The sequence below is a fragment of the Pseudomonas sp. GM49 genome, from assembly GCF_000282355.1.
GTDB lineage: Bacteria > Pseudomonadota > Gammaproteobacteria > Pseudomonadales > Pseudomonadaceae > Aquipseudomonas.
In genome coordinates, this window is sequence record NZ_AKJL01000085.1 from 41,199 (window position 1) to 57,732 (window position 16,534).

Annotated in this window: 12 protein-coding genes; 5 read left to right on the forward strand and 7 right to left on the reverse strand. The window is 60.2% G+C overall.

Features of this window, described 5'->3' with window-relative positions:
* The first annotated feature begins 237 nt into the window (after positions 1–237).
* Together PMI29_RS21045 and PMI29_RS21040 are read left to right on the forward strand one after the other, a co-directional pair.
* On the forward strand, positions 238–2,349 hold the full coding sequence (locus tag PMI29_RS21045) for a hybrid sensor histidine kinase/response regulator (RefSeq protein ID WP_007995939.1): 2,112 nt from the start codon (positions 238–240) through the stop codon (positions 2,347–2,349).
* Positions 2,350–2,521: 172 nt separating this feature from the next.
* Entirely contained in the window at positions 2,522–2,755 is a 234-nt protein-coding gene (locus tag PMI29_RS21040; RefSeq protein ID WP_007995940.1) for a DUF465 domain-containing protein, read from the forward strand.
* Positions 2,756–3,026: 271 nt separating this feature from the next.
* On the opposite strand, the gene PMI29_RS21035 is transcribed toward PMI29_RS21040, so the two are convergent.
* The 5 genes from PMI29_RS21035 to PMI29_RS21015 form a co-directional block, all read right to left on the reverse strand.
* Positions 3,027–4,106 carry an SMP-30/gluconolactonase/LRE family protein gene (locus tag PMI29_RS21035; protein WP_007995942.1) on the reverse strand — a complete coding sequence of 360 codons (1,080 nt, stop codon included), beginning with the start codon at positions 4,104–4,106 and terminating at the stop codon, positions 3,027–3,029.
* Positions 4,103–5,248, reverse strand: coding sequence for a sterol desaturase/SRPBCC family protein (locus PMI29_RS21030; protein WP_007995944.1), 1,146 nt, complete (start codon positions 5,246–5,248; stop codon positions 4,103–4,105). Before PMI29_RS21030 ends, PMI29_RS21035 begins: the two co-directional genes overlap by 4 nt.
* 106 nt (positions 5,249–5,354) lie before the next feature.
* Positions 5,355–6,218 carry a LysR family transcriptional regulator gene (locus tag PMI29_RS21025; protein WP_007995946.1) on the reverse strand — a complete coding sequence of 288 codons (864 nt, stop codon included), beginning with the start codon at positions 6,216–6,218 and terminating at the stop codon, positions 5,355–5,357.
* A 160-nt stretch (positions 6,219–6,378) separates the two neighbouring features.
* Positions 6,379–6,693 (reverse strand): SCP2 sterol-binding domain-containing protein, encoded by a 315-nt coding sequence (locus PMI29_RS21020; RefSeq protein ID WP_007976511.1) that lies wholly within the window; start codon positions 6,691–6,693, stop codon positions 6,379–6,381.
* Positions 6,694–6,757: 64 nt separating this feature from the next.
* Entirely contained in the window at positions 6,758–7,468 is a 711-nt protein-coding gene (locus PMI29_RS21015) for a histidine phosphatase family protein (protein WP_007995948.1), read from the reverse strand.
* 201 nt (positions 7,469–7,669) lie between these two features.
* Here PMI29_RS21015 and sohB point away from each other — a divergent pair, with 201 nt between their 5' ends.
* Complete coding sequence (gene sohB / locus PMI29_RS21010; RefSeq protein ID WP_007995949.1) at positions 7,670–8,692, forward strand: protease SohB; 1,023 nt, start codon at positions 7,670–7,672, stop codon at positions 8,690–8,692.
* A gap of 326 nt (positions 8,693–9,018) precedes the next feature.
* Positions 9,019–12,921, forward strand: coding sequence for a dermonecrotic toxin domain-containing protein (locus tag PMI29_RS21005; RefSeq protein ID WP_007995950.1), 3,903 nt, complete (start codon positions 9,019–9,021; stop codon positions 12,919–12,921).
* A 51-nt stretch (positions 12,922–12,972) separates the two neighbouring features.
* Here PMI29_RS21005 and PMI29_RS21000 read toward each other — a convergent pair whose 3' ends face one another.
* Both PMI29_RS21000 and PMI29_RS20995 read right to left on the reverse strand, forming a co-directional pair.
* The gene (locus PMI29_RS21000; RefSeq protein ID WP_007987432.1) at positions 12,973–13,467 is read right to left on the reverse strand and encodes a DUF934 domain-containing protein; all 495 of its coding nucleotides are present in this window, start codon (positions 13,465–13,467) and stop codon (positions 12,973–12,975) included.
* A complete protein-coding gene (locus PMI29_RS20995; RefSeq protein ID WP_007995951.1) occupies positions 13,451–15,109 on the reverse strand; it encodes a nitrite/sulfite reductase in 1,659 nt (552 codons plus the stop codon). Before PMI29_RS20995 ends, PMI29_RS21000 begins: the two co-directional genes overlap by 17 nt.
* A gap of 524 nt (positions 15,110–15,633) precedes the next feature.
* Here PMI29_RS20995 and PMI29_RS20990 point away from each other — a divergent pair.
* On the forward strand, positions 15,634–16,534 hold a 901-nt coding region (locus PMI29_RS20990), incomplete at its 3' end, for an ABC transporter substrate-binding protein (protein WP_007995953.1).

A 16,534-nucleotide genomic window follows, 5' to 3' on the forward strand; every position in this document is an offset into this window, starting at 1 on the left:
TCAATCACTGGAGATCCCTGTGGGAGCGGGCTTGCCCACGAATACGTCAGCATATTCAACAAATATGGCGGCAGGGACACTGCTATCGCGGGCAAGCCCGCTCCCACAGGAATCTCTATTGGCCACAGATTCCAGGCTCGACAAGGAAGCCTCAGAATCAGCTATACCTCTATGAAACGAATAGCGTGCAGGATGCTCGAAACAAACGGATGCAAATGACCGGGATAGAGCCAAGTCATGCAGTTTCTAGAGGATAGCCACGGGTGCTCCGGGTGGAACGGCGAAATGGCCGGGCGCATTCGTGCGTTCGACTGGAGCCTGACCGAACTTGGCCCACTCGACTCATGGTCCAGGAGCCTGCGCAGCACGGTGCAGTTGATGCTCGCGTCCCCGCTGCCGATGGTGATGCTCTGGGGCCAGTCCGGGTACATGATCTATAACGACGCTTACTCCAAGTTTGCCGGTGGGCGTCATCCGTACCTGCTGGGGGCTGCGGTGGAGCTGGGTTGGCCAGAAGTCGCCGAATTCAATCGCCACGTGGTGGATACCTGCCTGGCAGGCGACACCTTGTCCTATCGCAATAAAGTCCTGGTATTGCTGCGCGACGGCGTTCCCGAGGATGTCTGGCTCGACCTCTATTACAGTCCGGTGGCCGACGATGACGGGCGCCCGGCCGGGGTCATGGGCATGGTGGTGGAAACCACGGAGCGGGTGATTTCCGAACGCCGGCGTCAGGCGGCCGAAGACGCTTATCGAGCGGATAACGAGCGGGTGCGCCTGGCGTTGAACGCCGGTGCCTTGCTCGGTTCCTTTGTCTGGGACATCAAGACCAACGTGCTGTCGGGTGATGAGCGCTTCGCTCGCACGTTCTCTTATCCACCCGGGCAAGACTTGGGCAACCTGTCACAGGAAATCGTCGAAGGGCGGATCCATCCGGACGACCGTAGCTGGGTCCAGGAACGGATCGCACTGTCGGTCGAGACTGGCGAACCCTACAACGTCGAGTACCGGATCCAGCGTCCCGACGGCAGTTACTTCTGGGTGCTCGCCAGCGGTTGCTGCGAATTCGATGAGCAGGGGGAGGCATTTCGGTTCCCCGGCGTGCTGATCGATATTCACGAGCGCAAGACCGCCGAAGAATCTCTGCTCAAGTTCACCCGCAACCTGGAGCAGCGGGTGGCCGATGAGGTCGAGGCGCGGCTGGCGGCGGAAGAACAACTGCGCCAGTCACAGAAACTCGAAGCCATCGGTGGCCTCACTGGCGGTGTGGCCCATGACTTCAACAACCTGTTGCAAGTGATCGCTGGCAACCTGCACCTGTTGGCACGCCATGAGCCGAATAACGCCAATGTGCAGCGCCGGGTCTCGGCGTCGATTGCCGCCGTCGAACGCGGTGCCAAGCTGTCCTCGCAATTGCTTGCATTCGCCCGTCGCCAACCGTTGTCGCCCGCGGTCTTCACATTGCGGCAGATTTTCGATGGCCTGGCGGAACTGTTGCAGCGTGCCTTGGGTGAAACCCTTCAGGTGCAGATGACGGCACCCGAAGATTCGTGGAATGTGTTTGTCGATCGCAATCAACTGGAAAACGCCATTCTCAATCTGGCGATCAATGCCCGGGACGCCCTGCAGGGTGAAGGGACCATTGATCTTTGTGCGGACAACATCGTCCTGGATCGCAGGTTTTGCGTCGGCAAGGGCATTGCCGCCGGGGACTATGTGCGGGTGTCCGTGACAGACACCGGCGTTGGCATGTCGCCGCAGGTGCTGGCCCAGGCGTTCGAGCCGTTCTTCACCACCAAGGCCGATGGTCAGGGCACCGGATTGGGCTTGAGCATGGTGTTTGGTTTCGTCAAACAGAGTGGCGGTCATATCGAAATTGCCAGCAACGTGGGGCAGGGGACTCGGGTGCAGTTGTACTTCCCGCGCACCTTGCGCGCGGCACCCGGTGAAACGGTGAGCCCTGATGTGCCGCAAAGGGGCGGGCACGAACGCATCCTGGTGGTCGAAGACAACGAGGCTGTGCGGGTCTCGGTGGTGGAGTTGTTGCGCGAAGAGGGCTATCAGATCCTCACGGCCACCAATGGTGACGTCGCCATGCAAATGTTGCTGGAAGGGTTGGCGGTGGACCTGATATTCACCGACGTGGTCATGCCCGGCCTGATCAAGAGTTCGGATCTGGCGGCCTGGGCGAAAGTGCAGGAACCACCGGTGGCCGTGCTGTTCACCTCGGGGCATACCCGCGACATCATCTCGCGCAATCACCAGCTCAGCCCCGACACCCACCTGCTGAGCAAGCCCTACAATCCCGAAGCACTCAGGCAAATGGTGCGCACGGTGCTTAACGGCTGAAACCGGTGGAAGCGCCGGCGCAGGCAAGGTTTTATCGCATTTGAGACAGGACGACGAACGGGCACCGCTGGTCTGACGGGTGGTCGACAGAACGGGCTAACCGAGGCCATTCTGATAATTGGTGAACGCAATTGATCGCGATTCGCTGCCGATCAACAAACGGAGGTGTTCCATGCCGGTGCCCCATGACCTTTATCAGGATCTGAAACGCTCAAAGGAAGAAGTCCAGCAGAAACGCACCAAGGATCCGTTACTGGATTCACTGCTTAACAAGTATTCCCAGGCGGATGCCGAAGTGGTGAAAGCAGAGGAGGCCAAATCCAGCGATGACACGGTGACGAAGCTCAAGGCGAAGCGCCTGGAGGTCAAGGACAAGATCGTCAAGCAACTTGGCTCGTCGTCCTGACCCACCAGCCTGCCACCGACGACCGGTGGCTGAACAGTTGGAACGGCACAAAAAACGGCACCTCGAATGCTCAGAGACCGATGTTACGGCTCTCAACGAGGTGCCCTCATGACCCAGCCCGAATATCCCGGTGAACTGAACGCTGTCCTTGTGGGAGCGGGCTTGCTCGCGAATTGGGCCAGCCAGTCAATGTCGATGTTGAATGTGCTGACGTCTTCGTGAGCAAGCCCGCTCCCACAGGGGGGTACGGTGATTCAGAGAGGGGTACTGCTCATTGCAATGCCTTGCTCAAAGGCAATCGCACCATGTTCTGCGCTTTCAGCGAACCGAAGTACAACCAGTCCCCATACTCGCGCACCGTGGTGATGGGCGAGTAATTGTCGCTGCTGCCGTCCTGCAGGTTGGCGATCACTTTGCCCTCAAGGTCCAGACCGAGGGCAAACCCGCGTTTTTCCACGGGTTTGGGCAAGACGGTCATGGCCCGCACGATCATCTTGCGCACGAACGGATGTGCGGCCGTGCCATCGAGCAATGCGTTGCGGGGGGCATACAGTGCCACCCAGAACCGGTCGTGACCATTGAACGACAGGTTGTCCGGCAGCCCTGGCAGGTTGTCGATGAACAGGTCATGGGTGCCGGCCTTCGGGCCGCTGAGCCAATACCGGCTGATGCGGTAGGCGCCGGTTTCATTGACCAGTACATAGGCATCGTCCGGTCCCAGGGTTACGCCGTTGGCAAACTCCAGCTTGTCCAGCACAACCGAGGTCTTGCCGGTCTGGAAGTCGTAACGCAGCAGTCGACCATCCCCGCCGTGTTCGAGCACGGCCTCACCGTCGTGGCCATAGCCGAACCGGCTCGAAGCGTCGCTGAAATATGCGTAGTGACCGGGTTTGTCGATGGCCACATCGTCGGTAAAACCGAAGGGGACGCCGTCGGCCTCTGTGGTCAAGGCCACCAGACGCCCCTGGGCATCGAGTGACAACAAGCCTTTGATGGCATCGGCGATCACCAGCAGGCCATTGGGATGCCGGGCCAGCCCCAGTGGCCGGCCACCGGTATCGGCCAGGACTTTGGTGGTTTTGCCGTCCAGGCTCGTGCGGATCAGGCGACCGTCGTGCAGGCCGGTGAGGAGCGTGTCGTTTTCCAGCAACAAGGCTTCCGGCCCGTTGATGTCGGCGGCCCCGACGCGCTCCACGCCTTTGAGCCGCTGATTGTCGGCGTAGATTCCGCTGGAGAGGGACGGCGCGGGTTGTGGCGTCCAGGCCACCGGTCGTACCTTGGTCGGCATCAGTAGCAGGAAGGCGACGATGACGACGATGACCAGCAACAGACACTTGAAGGTTCTGCTCACGCGTTGACTCCTGACGCCGCCAGATGTTTTTGCGCCATGTCGCGCAGCGCCTGCATCGACGCCGCCGATTCGTGGTCGATGCGACGCTTGAGCAGCACCCGGTTGGCGATCCGCATCGCCAGACCGCTGAATTGATATTCCAGGGTGCGGACGAAACGTGTGTCCTCGCCTGTGGCATCGCATTCATAGGTCACCATCAGCGACAGGCCATGATCACCCTGGGCCCGTGCGCTCCAGCGCCGTCCGGGCAGGTACTCCGCCACCTCCCAGCTCAAGTGCCCGTCGCGGCCGCCGGCGCGGATGTCTTCCTCGAAACGTGCGCCGGCATGCAAAGGACCTTTTGGCCCATCGATGCGCAGCGACGACGGATGCCATTGCGGCCAAAAGGTCACGGTGCTGGCGTAGGTCAGTACGTCGACCGGGTGTCCGGCAATGACAATCTGATGCTGCATGCGGGTCATGGGCGTTCTCGGCGGGTTGAGCGGCACAGGTTCCGGCTCCCAATAGAGGGTGCCGAACAGGTAGTCCATCAGCGGGAAAACGATGTTGAAATTACGCTCCTGCATCAATTCGCGACGGTGATGCAGTTCGTGTAGCCGGCGCATCTGGCGGATCCACGGCAATCGCGTGATCGGGTTGCGCGGCGGCAGGTGTTCGCAGGCATGAAACACTTCATAGGCCAGGTAACCGAGGACAAGAAGGCCGCCGACCAATCCCGCGACGTTGGTATCGATGTGCTTGAGCAGCCACCAGAGAGGCAGGGCGACAGCGAGGGTGTGCAGCACAATCAGCCATGCCGGAAACAGAATCACCCGCCAGTCGCGGGCGCTGTCGTAGGTCATGTGGCCGGGGGTGAAAAAGCTGTGATGGTCGCCTGCGTGACGGGCATAAAAAAGCCGGGCGAAGCTCTTTCTATGATGACCCAGGTGGCGGTGCACCATGTACACGCCGAGGTTGAACAACAACAGCGTAACGGGCACCGCCAGCCATTGCGCTGGCCGCACCTGATGCACGTTGCTCCAGAAAACGCTGATCGCCAGTACCCCGAACAACAGGACAAAAGCGCCGTGCAGCCAAGGGTTGTAGAGCGGATGAATGTCGGCGCGGTAACGGCTGCGGAATCCTTCGGTGGTCTGCCTCACTGCAATCACCTGTCGTTATTGTTATTTCTTTCAGATTAGCCGATCCCGGTGATCTGGCGGGCCGAACCTTGAGGACGCAACGGCCATGATCCGGTGCAAACCGGTTTCAGGTCAGCGGATCCCAGCGTTGCGACCAGTCTTCGTCGGAATCGATGACCTTGCGCAGCAGGTCGAAGGCACATTGCAGCGTCGGCGAGTCACGATCGCGCGAGTAGACCAGATAGGTCGGGTAGCTGAATTCCGGAGCCTTGGGCACCCGTTCCAGGGCGCCGCTTTCCAGGTAACTCTGCACGACGCGGGTGCGGAAGTAGCCACTGCCGCCATTTTCAAGAAGGTACTGCAAGCCCAGCGGGCCGAGATTGAAACTCAGCGCAGCCTTGGCCTTTTCCGGCAGGGCGGCGTCGTGCTGGCGCCGGAATTCGCTGCCCCAATCGATGTACACATAAGGATCGGGCTTGTCGGCCAGGCGCACGAGAATCAGCTTTTCTTCGAGAATCTGCTCGACCTGCAAACGCGGCCAATACTCGGGCTGGTACACCAGCGCCGCATCCAGAACGCCCAACTCCAGTTGGCGCAGCAGGTTTTCGCCGTCACGGATTTCCATGCGCAAGGCGTGGCTGGGGATGTTCTTGCGGATTTCGCCGGCCCAACCGAGCATCAGCGGGTTGCACAGGCTCACTTCGCCACCGATGTGCAGCACATCGCGATAGCCCTCGGGCAACGGCAAGTCACGCCGCGCGGCTTCCCAGGTTTGCACCAGCTGATTGGCGTACACCACGAACGCTTCGCCGTTGGGCGTCAGGCGGGCGCCGGCACGATTGCGCACGAACAGGGTGCTGCCCAGCTGGCTCTCGAGTTTTTGCACCCGCGCGGTGATGGCGGTCTGGGTGACATGGAGCTTTTCCGCGGCGGCAGCCAGGCTGCCATGGCGGACGATTTCGAGGAAGGTGCGGGCGAGGTCGATGTCCATGGGGCGGCCGGTGTGGGAGGTTGAGGCATTGTAAGAGCGGAAACCTCACAGGCACCACTCATACCCTGTGGAGAGGGGGCAGGCAAAAACGACGAATCCCGCCACTAGGGGCGGGATTCGTTTGCAGCAGGCACGCTCCCGAAGATCGGGAGCCAGGTGCTTACGACGGGAACAGCTCGGACAGTTTCATGGCCAGCATCATGTCGCCTTCAGCGCGCAGTTTGCCGCCCATGAACGCTTGCATGCCATCAGTCGAACCGTCGACGATGCCTTCCAGGGTTTCGCCATCCATCACCAGGGTCACCTGGGCGTCCGGGTTTTCGCCTTCCTGCAGCTCGCAAGTGCTGTTCTTGACGATCAGCGAGAAGTTCTTGGTGTCGTCGATGCGGAAACCGAAAACCAGGTCCAGACCGGCGGCAGCGGCTGGGTTGAACTTGGCTTTCATTGCTTGTACGGCATCAGCTACGGAGGTCATGGTTCGATCCTTTCTTGGGTAATAAGAGCTGGGTGATTACAGCCAGGGTCACAATAGTCCGGACTCAGCGAAACGTGATGAGTTCCGGGGCCTTCAACAGTTGCAGGTGTGCATGTCCGTTGAAGGAAGCCAGGGCCACCTCGCGACCACGAAACTTAAGCTGGTTGAGCGAGGTGTTGACGATTTGCCAGTTCAATTCAAAGGCCTGCCGGGCAGGCATTTGCGTAATCAGGTGGAGCAGGGCAGTGATGGTGCCGCCGGAGGTGAATACGGCGATTTTCTGGGTGTTGTCGGCCTGGTCGAGGATGCGGTGCAAGCCGGCCCGCACCCGCTCGACAAACCCCAACCAGCTTTCCAGGCCCGGTGTGTCATAGGTGCCGGCAAGCCAGCGTTCGATGATCAGGGCGAAAATACGCTGGAACTCGCCACGGTTTTGCGCGGCGTTGCGCAAGACGTTCAAGGCTTCGGGTTCGTCCGGCAGCATGGCCGGCAATAGCGCGCGGATGACCGCATCGGCATCGAATTCGTTGAAGGCGGAGTCGGTTTCCAGAAGCGGCACCGGCAGGCCCACCGCGGCGAATTGTTCCAGCGCGCTGTTGGCCGTGTGCTGCTGGCGGCGCAGATCCCCTGCCAGGCAGCGGTCGAAGCTGATCCCCAGTTCGGCCAGGTGCCGGCCGAGGATTTCAGCCTGACGAATGCCGGTCGGCGACAGGACGTCGTAGTCGTCCGCACCGAAGGAGGCCTGGCCATGTCGAATCAAATAGATACTGCCCACGTCCGCGTCATCCCGGTACGTTGAAGGTTTGGCGAGGTTATGGGGATGGCGGTGTGCTGTCAATGAAAAAACATACGCTTGTTTGAAATGCCCGTTACAGGCCTGTTGCCAGAGGTTTCACGACTGGTCGCAAGGTCGGAGCATGGGTATGCTGGAAGTATCCCGCGCGCGTTCGAGCCGCGCATCGTTTGAGGAGTCCCTGTGGAGTTTTTTTCCGAGTACGCCATTTTTCTGGCCAAGACCGTGACCCTGGTGATCGCCATTCTGGTGGTCCTGGCCAGTTTTGCGGCCTTGCGCAGCAAGGGACGGCGCAAGTCGTCCGGCCAGTTGCAGGTCAGCAAGCTCAATGATTTCTACAAAGGGCTGCGCGAACGCCTGGAGCAAACCTTGCTCGACAAGGACCAGCTCAAGGCCCTGCGCAAGACACAGGCCAAAACCGACAAAAAACAGAAGAAAAAACCCGAGGCCAAACCCCGGGTGTTCGTGCTGGATTTCAACGGCGATATCAAGGCTTCGGCCACCGAAAGCCTGCGCCACGAAATCACCGCCTTGCTGACCCTCGCCACACCGAAGGACGAAGTGGTGCTGCGCCTGGAAAGCGGCGGCGGCATGGTTCACAGCTACGGCCTGGCCTCCTCGCAACTGGCGCGTATCCGTGAGGCCGGCGTGCCCTTGACCGTGTGCATCGACAAGGTCGCGGCCAGCGGTGGCTACATGATGGCGTGCATTGGCCAGAAGATCATCAGTGCACCGTTCGCGATCCTCGGCTCGATTGGCGTGGTGGCGCAGTTGCCCAACGTCAATCGCCTGCTGAAAAAGCACGACATCGATTTCGAAGTGCTGACCGCCGGGGAATACAAACGCACCCTGACCGTGTTTGGCGAAAACACCGAGAAGGGCCGGGAGAAGTTCCAGCAAGACCTGGACATCACCCACCAACTGTTCAAGAACTTCGTGTCGCGCTATCGCCCGCAACTGGCGATCGATGAAGTGGCCACCGGCGAAATCTGGCTCGGCGTCGCAGCGCTGGACAAACATCTGGTCGACGAACTCAAGACCAGTGATGAATACCTCGCCGAACGGGCCAGGCAGTCCGAGCTCTATCACCTGCATTACTCCGAACGCAAAAGCCTGCCGGAACGCATCGGCATGGCCGCCAGCGGTTCGGTCGATCGCGTGCTGCTGAGCTGGTGGAGCCGCTTGACCCAGCAACGCTTCTGGTAACGCTTTTGTTGCCTTCGAAAAAATGAAACCGCAGCGCCTGCTGCGGTTTTTGAAGTTGAAACGGTCCTTTGTAGCAGCTGTCGAGTTTACAAGGCTGCGTTCGGCTGCGAAGCAGTCGCAAAACCGTGCAGCTCGGTGTATCAGACAAACCGCGTACACCAGCCTGCGAGGACTTTGTCCTCGAACGCAGCCTCGCAGGCTCGGCAGCTGCTACATCCTTCACGCATCAGCGAAATTTCCCAGACGCGCTGACGAGCCCTTCCTGCTGCCGACCCAGCCACCGGTCGCTATGTTGCATTTTCTCCAATATTTGCAACGGAATGCACATGAACGACTATTCGCACGGCCACTACGCACCGCCACATCCACCTGTCACGCCCTTGCGTGATGAACTGAAAACGGCGGTAGCGACAGCGCTGCCGCAATCCCCCGAGCAATTCGGTGCAGCACTGATAACGGAAAAATGGGGGCAGGCCATCGATCCGCAAACAGCTCTGCTGGTAACGCTGGACTACGACACCGACGCTAGCGCCGCGCATGACGCGATCCACCAGGGAAAGGTGAACAATTCACGCACCCTGGTGCAGGCATTGCTGTCGAATTATCAGACGGTGGGTGACGGTCGTTTCGGTGAAACGGCGTTCGGCTTGTACACGCCTGCGGACATCGGTCCCGAGATACGCATCGTTGATGAGCCACCTGCCAGAGTCGTGGATTATTACCGGGACTATGAGGGGATCTACCGGTGCACAACACCGCAGACCTATGGCCCCTCCACGCAAATCGCCCTCCGGCCGGCCGATTTCAAACAATGGGTATGGGAACTGGATCTGCAAACCCGCTATCAGGCTTACCTTGACCACGCCTGGCCTTCCGATAAGCGCATCGTCCAGACAGAGCCTTACGACCTGAGAACCTCGGCCAAGGCCGCCTTTATCATGAGCGCCTGCCTGCAGCATCAGGAGGGCAGTTTGAGTCAGGAAGGCCTGGCCCTGGCGATGCAGGCCGCCGGATTGCCAGCGGAGCAGACCTGGAATGCGCTGACCATCGGCCAGGTGCAGGCGCCAACCCGCGTCAGCGCACCGATCGAAGTCGGCCGGCTGACGATCTATCGCTACACATCAAACGATATCTGGTGTTTTCGCCACCGTCACAGTGGCAGGGTCTTGCTGAATATCCCGGGCAATTCCTCACCCTTGCATGAATTCACCGACTTCCAGCACCTGCGCCAATGGATCGTGGCTCAAGGCGCGGTGGACGCTACGCGGCAAGCGCTGGTTGCGCACTTTGCCGAGGATGATCGTGAAGACGGCACTTTCCATGCGGGCGTGTTGACGGCGTTGGAGGGCATGGCGGTTTACCCGAAGGAGCACTGGCTGAAAAAGAGCGCCGGGCTCTTCAACAACGACGGTTTCTGGGATCCGCAGGACTACATCGACCTTGCGCGTGCGCCGACCGACACCGATCCGTTCGCACAACTGGTACTGACCATGAAGCAAGCCTCCATGGCCAGTGTCAAAACCATTCGCGACGATGCCCAAGTCAACCGCGACAACCTGAGCGCGGTGGTGGAACCGCTTGTACAGTGGATCAATCGGTTGGGTCCATTGGCGTTGTTCATTCCAGGAGGCGAGGGTGTGCTGGTGCTGGCCGGCCTGATCGACGCCGGTTACGGCCTCGATCAGGCCATCAACGGCAAAACACCCGAGCAGCGCTCCGAAGGCGTGACGCGCACCGTGTTCGGCTTGCTCAATGCGCTTCCACTGGCCGGGGCGGTGGCGGCACTCAAGGGGGAAGAAAAAATCGCCGGAACGCTGCGTGAGCCCCGGGAACCCGGGAGCGAGCCGCCTCCCGACACGCCTCGCGAAACGCCGGCCGAGCCCACACCCGGATCGGCTCCGGCGCCCGTGTCGACACGTTTGGAGCCGATGCGTGGCGTTTGCGCGCCACTTGCTTCCTTCAGTGATGAGGTGCTGGCGCAAATCGCGCAGGTCAGTACGGTCGACGACGATATGCTGCGCCTGATGCAGGCCGGACGCCCGCCGACACCGTTGCTCGCCGACACCATTACGCGCTTCAAGCTCGATCGGGAACTCGAAACCGTCGCCGATCCGCAAGCGCGGGCCGGATTGTTCAATGCCCGCTATCAGGCGCTGCAGCGTTCGGACCAGGATTGGATTCGCTTGTTTCAGGGCGAATACCCCGGGTTGCCGAAAAGTGCCGTGGAGCAAATCCTCGACCGTTCGGGAGTCGACATCGATCAGCCCTTCGATGCTGACGAGGCGCTGCAACTGTTCAAGCGCCTGGACAGCAAGGCGCGGGAGTATCAACAACACGTACGACTCAACCGGGCTTATGAAGGCCTGTACTTGCGCTCGGTTGTCCATCCGGAAACCGATGTCCTGGCGTTTCATTCCCTGCAACGCCTGCCCGATTGGCCGAAAGGCTTGCGTATCGAAGTGCTCGACGGATCAATCAGTGGTCGGGTCCTGGACCGTTGCGGTCCGCTCGATTCAGCGGATTGTCGGCGTTTGATCAAGGAGGGTGATCGTTATCGGTATTCTGCAGTGGCCGCTACCGACAGCGAGGGTTCGGATCTGTTTACCGCGCTGGTCGACCTGTTGTCCGTGGAGGAGCGCACGGCGATGTCGCTGCGTTCGCCAGATGCGGCCAGCCAGTTGCGGTTGCGTATTGGCACGCATTCGTTGCCCCGTTCCGAGCTGATGCTCGGTTTGAATCGAATGGATTCGGGCTTGCCCTTCGAGGCCCCGGGATTGCGCGGCGGCGGCTTTCCGAATACGCCACAGGCCGCTGTGCTGACCCACGAAATCAAGCGTTTGCAGGTCAAGAGTTTGTACCCGGACTTCACCGATGCCCAGGCGGACGAGTTACTCCTGATGGCGGGTGCTGGTGCACAAGCACTGGTGGATCGCCTGACTCTCGAGATGCAGCAGCTGCATGCCGACCTGCGCCAGTGGGTCGACCAGGCTGTGCTGGATGCCGATGACATGGATGTGGATTTTCTGGCGGTAGGTGATGAAGATGCCGCGGGCATGAGTCCTCAGCAGGTGGCGGCGCACAATGTCGAACTGCTGCAAAGCGTGATCGATTACGAGCGTGAAACACGAATGGAACTGGGCGACGAACTGATGAGCATTTGGCAAAAATGCCCGCCCCGGATCAATAGAGTGCTGTCCGATGAAGAGTTTTCCGGCTACAGGCTGGATCTGGGTTTCGAGGACTTCCATCGGTTGCCGGCGATGAACGTGCGCTTCAATGATGTCGTTGAGATATCGATGAGGGGCCTGCACTTGGTCGAGCGCGAGAGCCTGGACACCTTTCTGGAAAGCTTTCCGAATCTGCGCTCCCTGAACCTGGAGCGTGTCGACCTGCGTCGGCTCAACGCAAACGACGTGCTGGAGGGGGTATTGCCTGCGCCGGTCCGTCAGATGACCCGCCTAAAAACGCTCAGCCTGGCTTCCACCTTTCTGCAGCTTCAGGAGAACACGGCTTCACAGTTTTGTGATCTGGTGAGCCTGCAAACGCTGGATCTGAGCGACAACCCTTTGGCTGTCCCGCCCGTTGTACTGGGGTTGAATGAGTTGCGCGTGTTGAACTTGAGAAACACCGGAATTCGCCATTGCCCGATTGGCATCGCCGATCAGCCGTACCTCACCTCGATTGACTTGCGCGGCAACCGGATCGACCGGGTTCCATACGCGATTCTGAATCAGGCGGTCTCCCGGGACCGGGTGAAACTGTGGGGTAACCCGCTGACGGATGAAGACACGTTGTTGCGCCTGGTGAGTCATCGTGAGCGCACCGGTATCAATCTGTGGCTGAGTGAGCCGGGTGCCGATTATGGCGGTGCGACGCCCTGGCTGGAGGAGGGCGACGAAAGCGTGCGCGAGGCGCGGCAACAGATCTGGCAACGATTGGCCGTCAAGCCATCGGGCAGCACGTTGCTGAGGGTCATGGACGGGTTGAGCCTGACAGCGGATTTCCGGGTCGACTATCTATCGTTACAGGCGCGGGTATGGCGCTTGCTGCATGAAGCGGATGCTTCAGAGGAGTTGTGGGGCTGGTTGCGTCAGTGTGTCGAAACGCGGATGGCCGATGCGGACAATCCGTTCAGGTTGTTCGTGGTGCTGGAGGATCGAGTCCGGCTGTACCGCGACTGGGTCGCCATGGGGCGGCCGATTCCGTTGGTGGATCATCCGGTGTTTTAGCGGGAAGTGTAAAACGCCTTGAACCCCGGGCCGGGGTTCAAGGCGTGACGGTCAGCGGCGACGGAACAGCGGCAGCGGTTCGTCGGTAGCGGCCTGATAGGTCACCGAGAAGTCCTTGAGGCCTTCAAGGGCTTCGTACGGGTCTTTGTCGGGGCGTACAGCAAAGGCATCGAAACCGCAGCGATGCATGTAGAACAGCTGGTCGCGCAGCACATCGCCAATGGCCCGCAATTCGCCTTTGAAACCGTAACGGTCGCGCAGCAGGCGGGCGTTGGAGTAGTTGCGGCCATCGGTGAATGCCGGGAAGTTCAGGGCGATGACCTGGAACTGCGCCACGTCTTCACCGATTTCCTCGGCTTCTTCATCGGCGTCCAGCCAGATGCCCAGGCCGCCGTCGCGGGCCAGGAGCATGCGGCTGTGTTCGCGCCATAGCTGCAGCGGCACGATGAGGTCGTCGCAGTTACTGATCCCGTCGATGTTGAAATCCTTGGGCAGCAGGTGCCAGGTCTCGTCGACGACCTCGTTGTTCTTAATGATTCGCTGCATAGACACGCTCCTTGAAGAGGTCGATGCCAATACGCTGATAGGTGTCGATGAAGCGTTCGTCTTCGGTACGTTGTTCGATGTACACGTCGATCAGCTTTTCGATCACGTCAGGCATGGCTTCCTGGGCAAAGGACGGGCCGAGGATCTTGCCCAGGCTGGCGTCACGGCTGGCGCTGCCGCCGAGGGAAACCTGATAGAACTCTTCGCCCTTCTTGTCCACCCCGAGGATGCCGATGTGGCCGACGTGGTGGTGACCACAGGCGTTCATGCAACCGGAGATGTTCAGGTCCAGTTCACCGATGTCGAACAGGTAGTCCAGGTCGTCGAAACGGCGCTGGATCGATTCGGCGATCGGGATCGACTTGGCGTTGGCCAGGGAGCAGAAGTCACCACCCGGGCAGCAGATGATGTCGGTCAGCAGGCCGATGTTCGGCGTGGCGAAGCCTTGCTCACGCAACTCGCCCCACATGGCGAACAGCTTGTCCTGCTCGACGTCGGCCAGGATGATGTTCTGCTCATGGGAGGTGCGCAGTTGACCGAAGCTGTAGCGGTCGGCCAGGTCGGCCACGGCGTCGAGCTGTTTGTCGGTGATGTCGCCCGGTGCAACGCCGGTCGGCTTCAGGGACAGGGTCACGGCCACATAGCCCGGCTTCTTGTGGGCCAGGGTGTTGCGCACGCGCCAGCGGGCGAAGCCCGGGTGCTGCTGGTCGAGTTCGGCCAGTGCGGCGGTCTGGTTTTCCAGCGCCTTGTAGTCCGGGTCGACGAAATGCTTGGCGACGCGCTGCACTTCGGCTTCGGTCAACGTGGTCTGGCCACCGCGCAGGTGCTCCATCTCCGCATCGACTTTTTGCGCGAAGACTTCAGGCGTCAGTGCCTTCACCAGGATCTTGATCCGTGCCTTGTACTTGTTGTCGCGACGGCCATAGCGGTTGTAGACCCGCAGGATGGCGTCGAGGTAGCTCAGCAAGTCTTGCCACGGCAGGAATTCATTGATGAATGCCCCCACCACCGGTGTACGGCCCAGGCCACCACCCACCAATACACGGAAGCCCAGTTCGCCGGCGGCGTTGTGCACCGGCTCAAGGCCGATGTCGTGGACTTCGATGGCGGCGCGGTCGGAGGTTGAGCCGTTGACGGCGATCTTGAACTTGCGCGGCAGGTAGGCGAATTCCGGGTGGAACGTAGTCCACTGACGGACGATCTCGCACCATGGGCGCGGGTCGATCAGCTCATCGAAGGCGACACCGGCGAACTGGTCGGTGGTGACGTTGCGCAGGCAGTTGCCGCTGGTCTGGATCGCGTGCATCTGCACGGTGGCCAGTTCAGCCAGGATGTCCGGAATGTCTTCCACGGCTGGCCAGTTGAACTGCACGTTCTGCCGGGTACTGATGTGGGCGTAGCCCTTGTCGTAGTCGCGGGCAATTTTGGCCATCATTCGTATCTGACGCGAAGTCAGTTGGCCGTAAGGCACGGCGACTCGCAACATCGGTGCAAAACGCTGGATATAAAGACCATTTTGCAGGCGCAGGGGGCGGAATTCTTCTTCGCTCAGCTCGCCTGCCAGATAGCGTCGGGTCTGATCACGGAACTGCTTGACGCGGTCCTCGATGATCCGCTGATCGTATTCGTCGTATACGTACATAAAAGTCCTGTTCTCAGGCTTGGGCCGGTCGGAAACAGCGGCGTTTTTTTGGCTTGCTGGCGTCCGATAAAACCTCGGCAATTCTGCGCGCACGGCCGCGCACTCCCTACGGAGCCGGGGCAAGATACCAGTTTGCGGTTATGCGCAAAAGTGATGTTTGAGTATATGTAAAGAACCAAATCGCCTAATGAGAGTTGTTGTTGCAAAGCCCTTGTTTGTGGTGCGGGCAATCGTCGTCTTTACTTTGCTCGAGTCTTTATGCAATCACCGATAAAACCGACAAGAGGCGATGCAATGAGCAACCCAACCAAAGCACGGAAAAGCGATAGCACCGTTGATGCCTGGGCAATTTTGTTCCTGATCATGCTGGTCGTGGGGACGGCGGTTTTCTGGGTCAGCCATCAGTAAACGACCCCGTCCGGGCCCGGTTCCGACGATTGTCTGACAAAAACCGGAAAAATCGCCGTTTTACGGACGTTCGCTGGCTATAATGCGCGGCGAATTTCCGGGGGCTCGGACGACCAATGTTGAAGTTTCTGTGTGGCGTATTACTGACGCTGGGCATGGTCGTGGGACCTTGTGCCCAGGCGGCGTCAGTGCTGTTCCTGAACCCGGGAACCCCCACAGAAGCTTTTTGGATGAGTTACTCGCAGTTCATGCAGGCCGCGGCGACCGACCTGGGGATGGACTTGCGCATCCAGTATTCCGACCGCGTCTCGGAAAACACTATCCGGCAGGCTCGCGAAGCCCTTCAGGGTTCCCATCGTCCCGACTATCTGGTCTTCGTCAACGAGCAATACATCGCGCCCGAAATCCTGCGGCTGGCCAAAGGCAGCGGAGTGAAGCTGTTCATGGTCAACAACGCCTTGACTGCGGATCAGATGAAACTGATCGGCGCCCGACCTGACAAGTATCCCGATTTGCTCGGTAGCCTGGTGCCCAATGACGAGGAGGGCGGCTACCTGATGCTCAAGGAGCTGATTCGACAGCGCGGCCCGGTGGCCCCTGGCCAGACGATCGAACTGCTGGCGTTTTCCGGTTTGAAGATCACCCCGTCCGCGCAGTTTCGCGAGAAGGGCCTGCGGCGTGCCTTGGCCGAGCACCCCGAAGTACGTTTGCGCCAGTTGGTGTACGGCGGCTGGAACCGGCAACGCGCCTACGAGCAGGCCAGGTTGTTGTTCAAGCGCTACCCGCAGACGTCGTTGGTCTGGGCCGCGAATGACGAGATGGCGTTCGGTGTGATGCAGGCTTATGCCGAAGCCGGCGGTGTGCCAGGCCAAGGCGTATTGTTCGGCGCGATCAACAATTCACCCGCGGCGTTGCAGGCACTGCTGGACCGTCGCCTGAGCGTCTTGCTGGGCGGGCACTTCACACTGGGGGGCTGGGCGCTGGTGCAATTGCATGACTACGATGAAGGCGTGGACA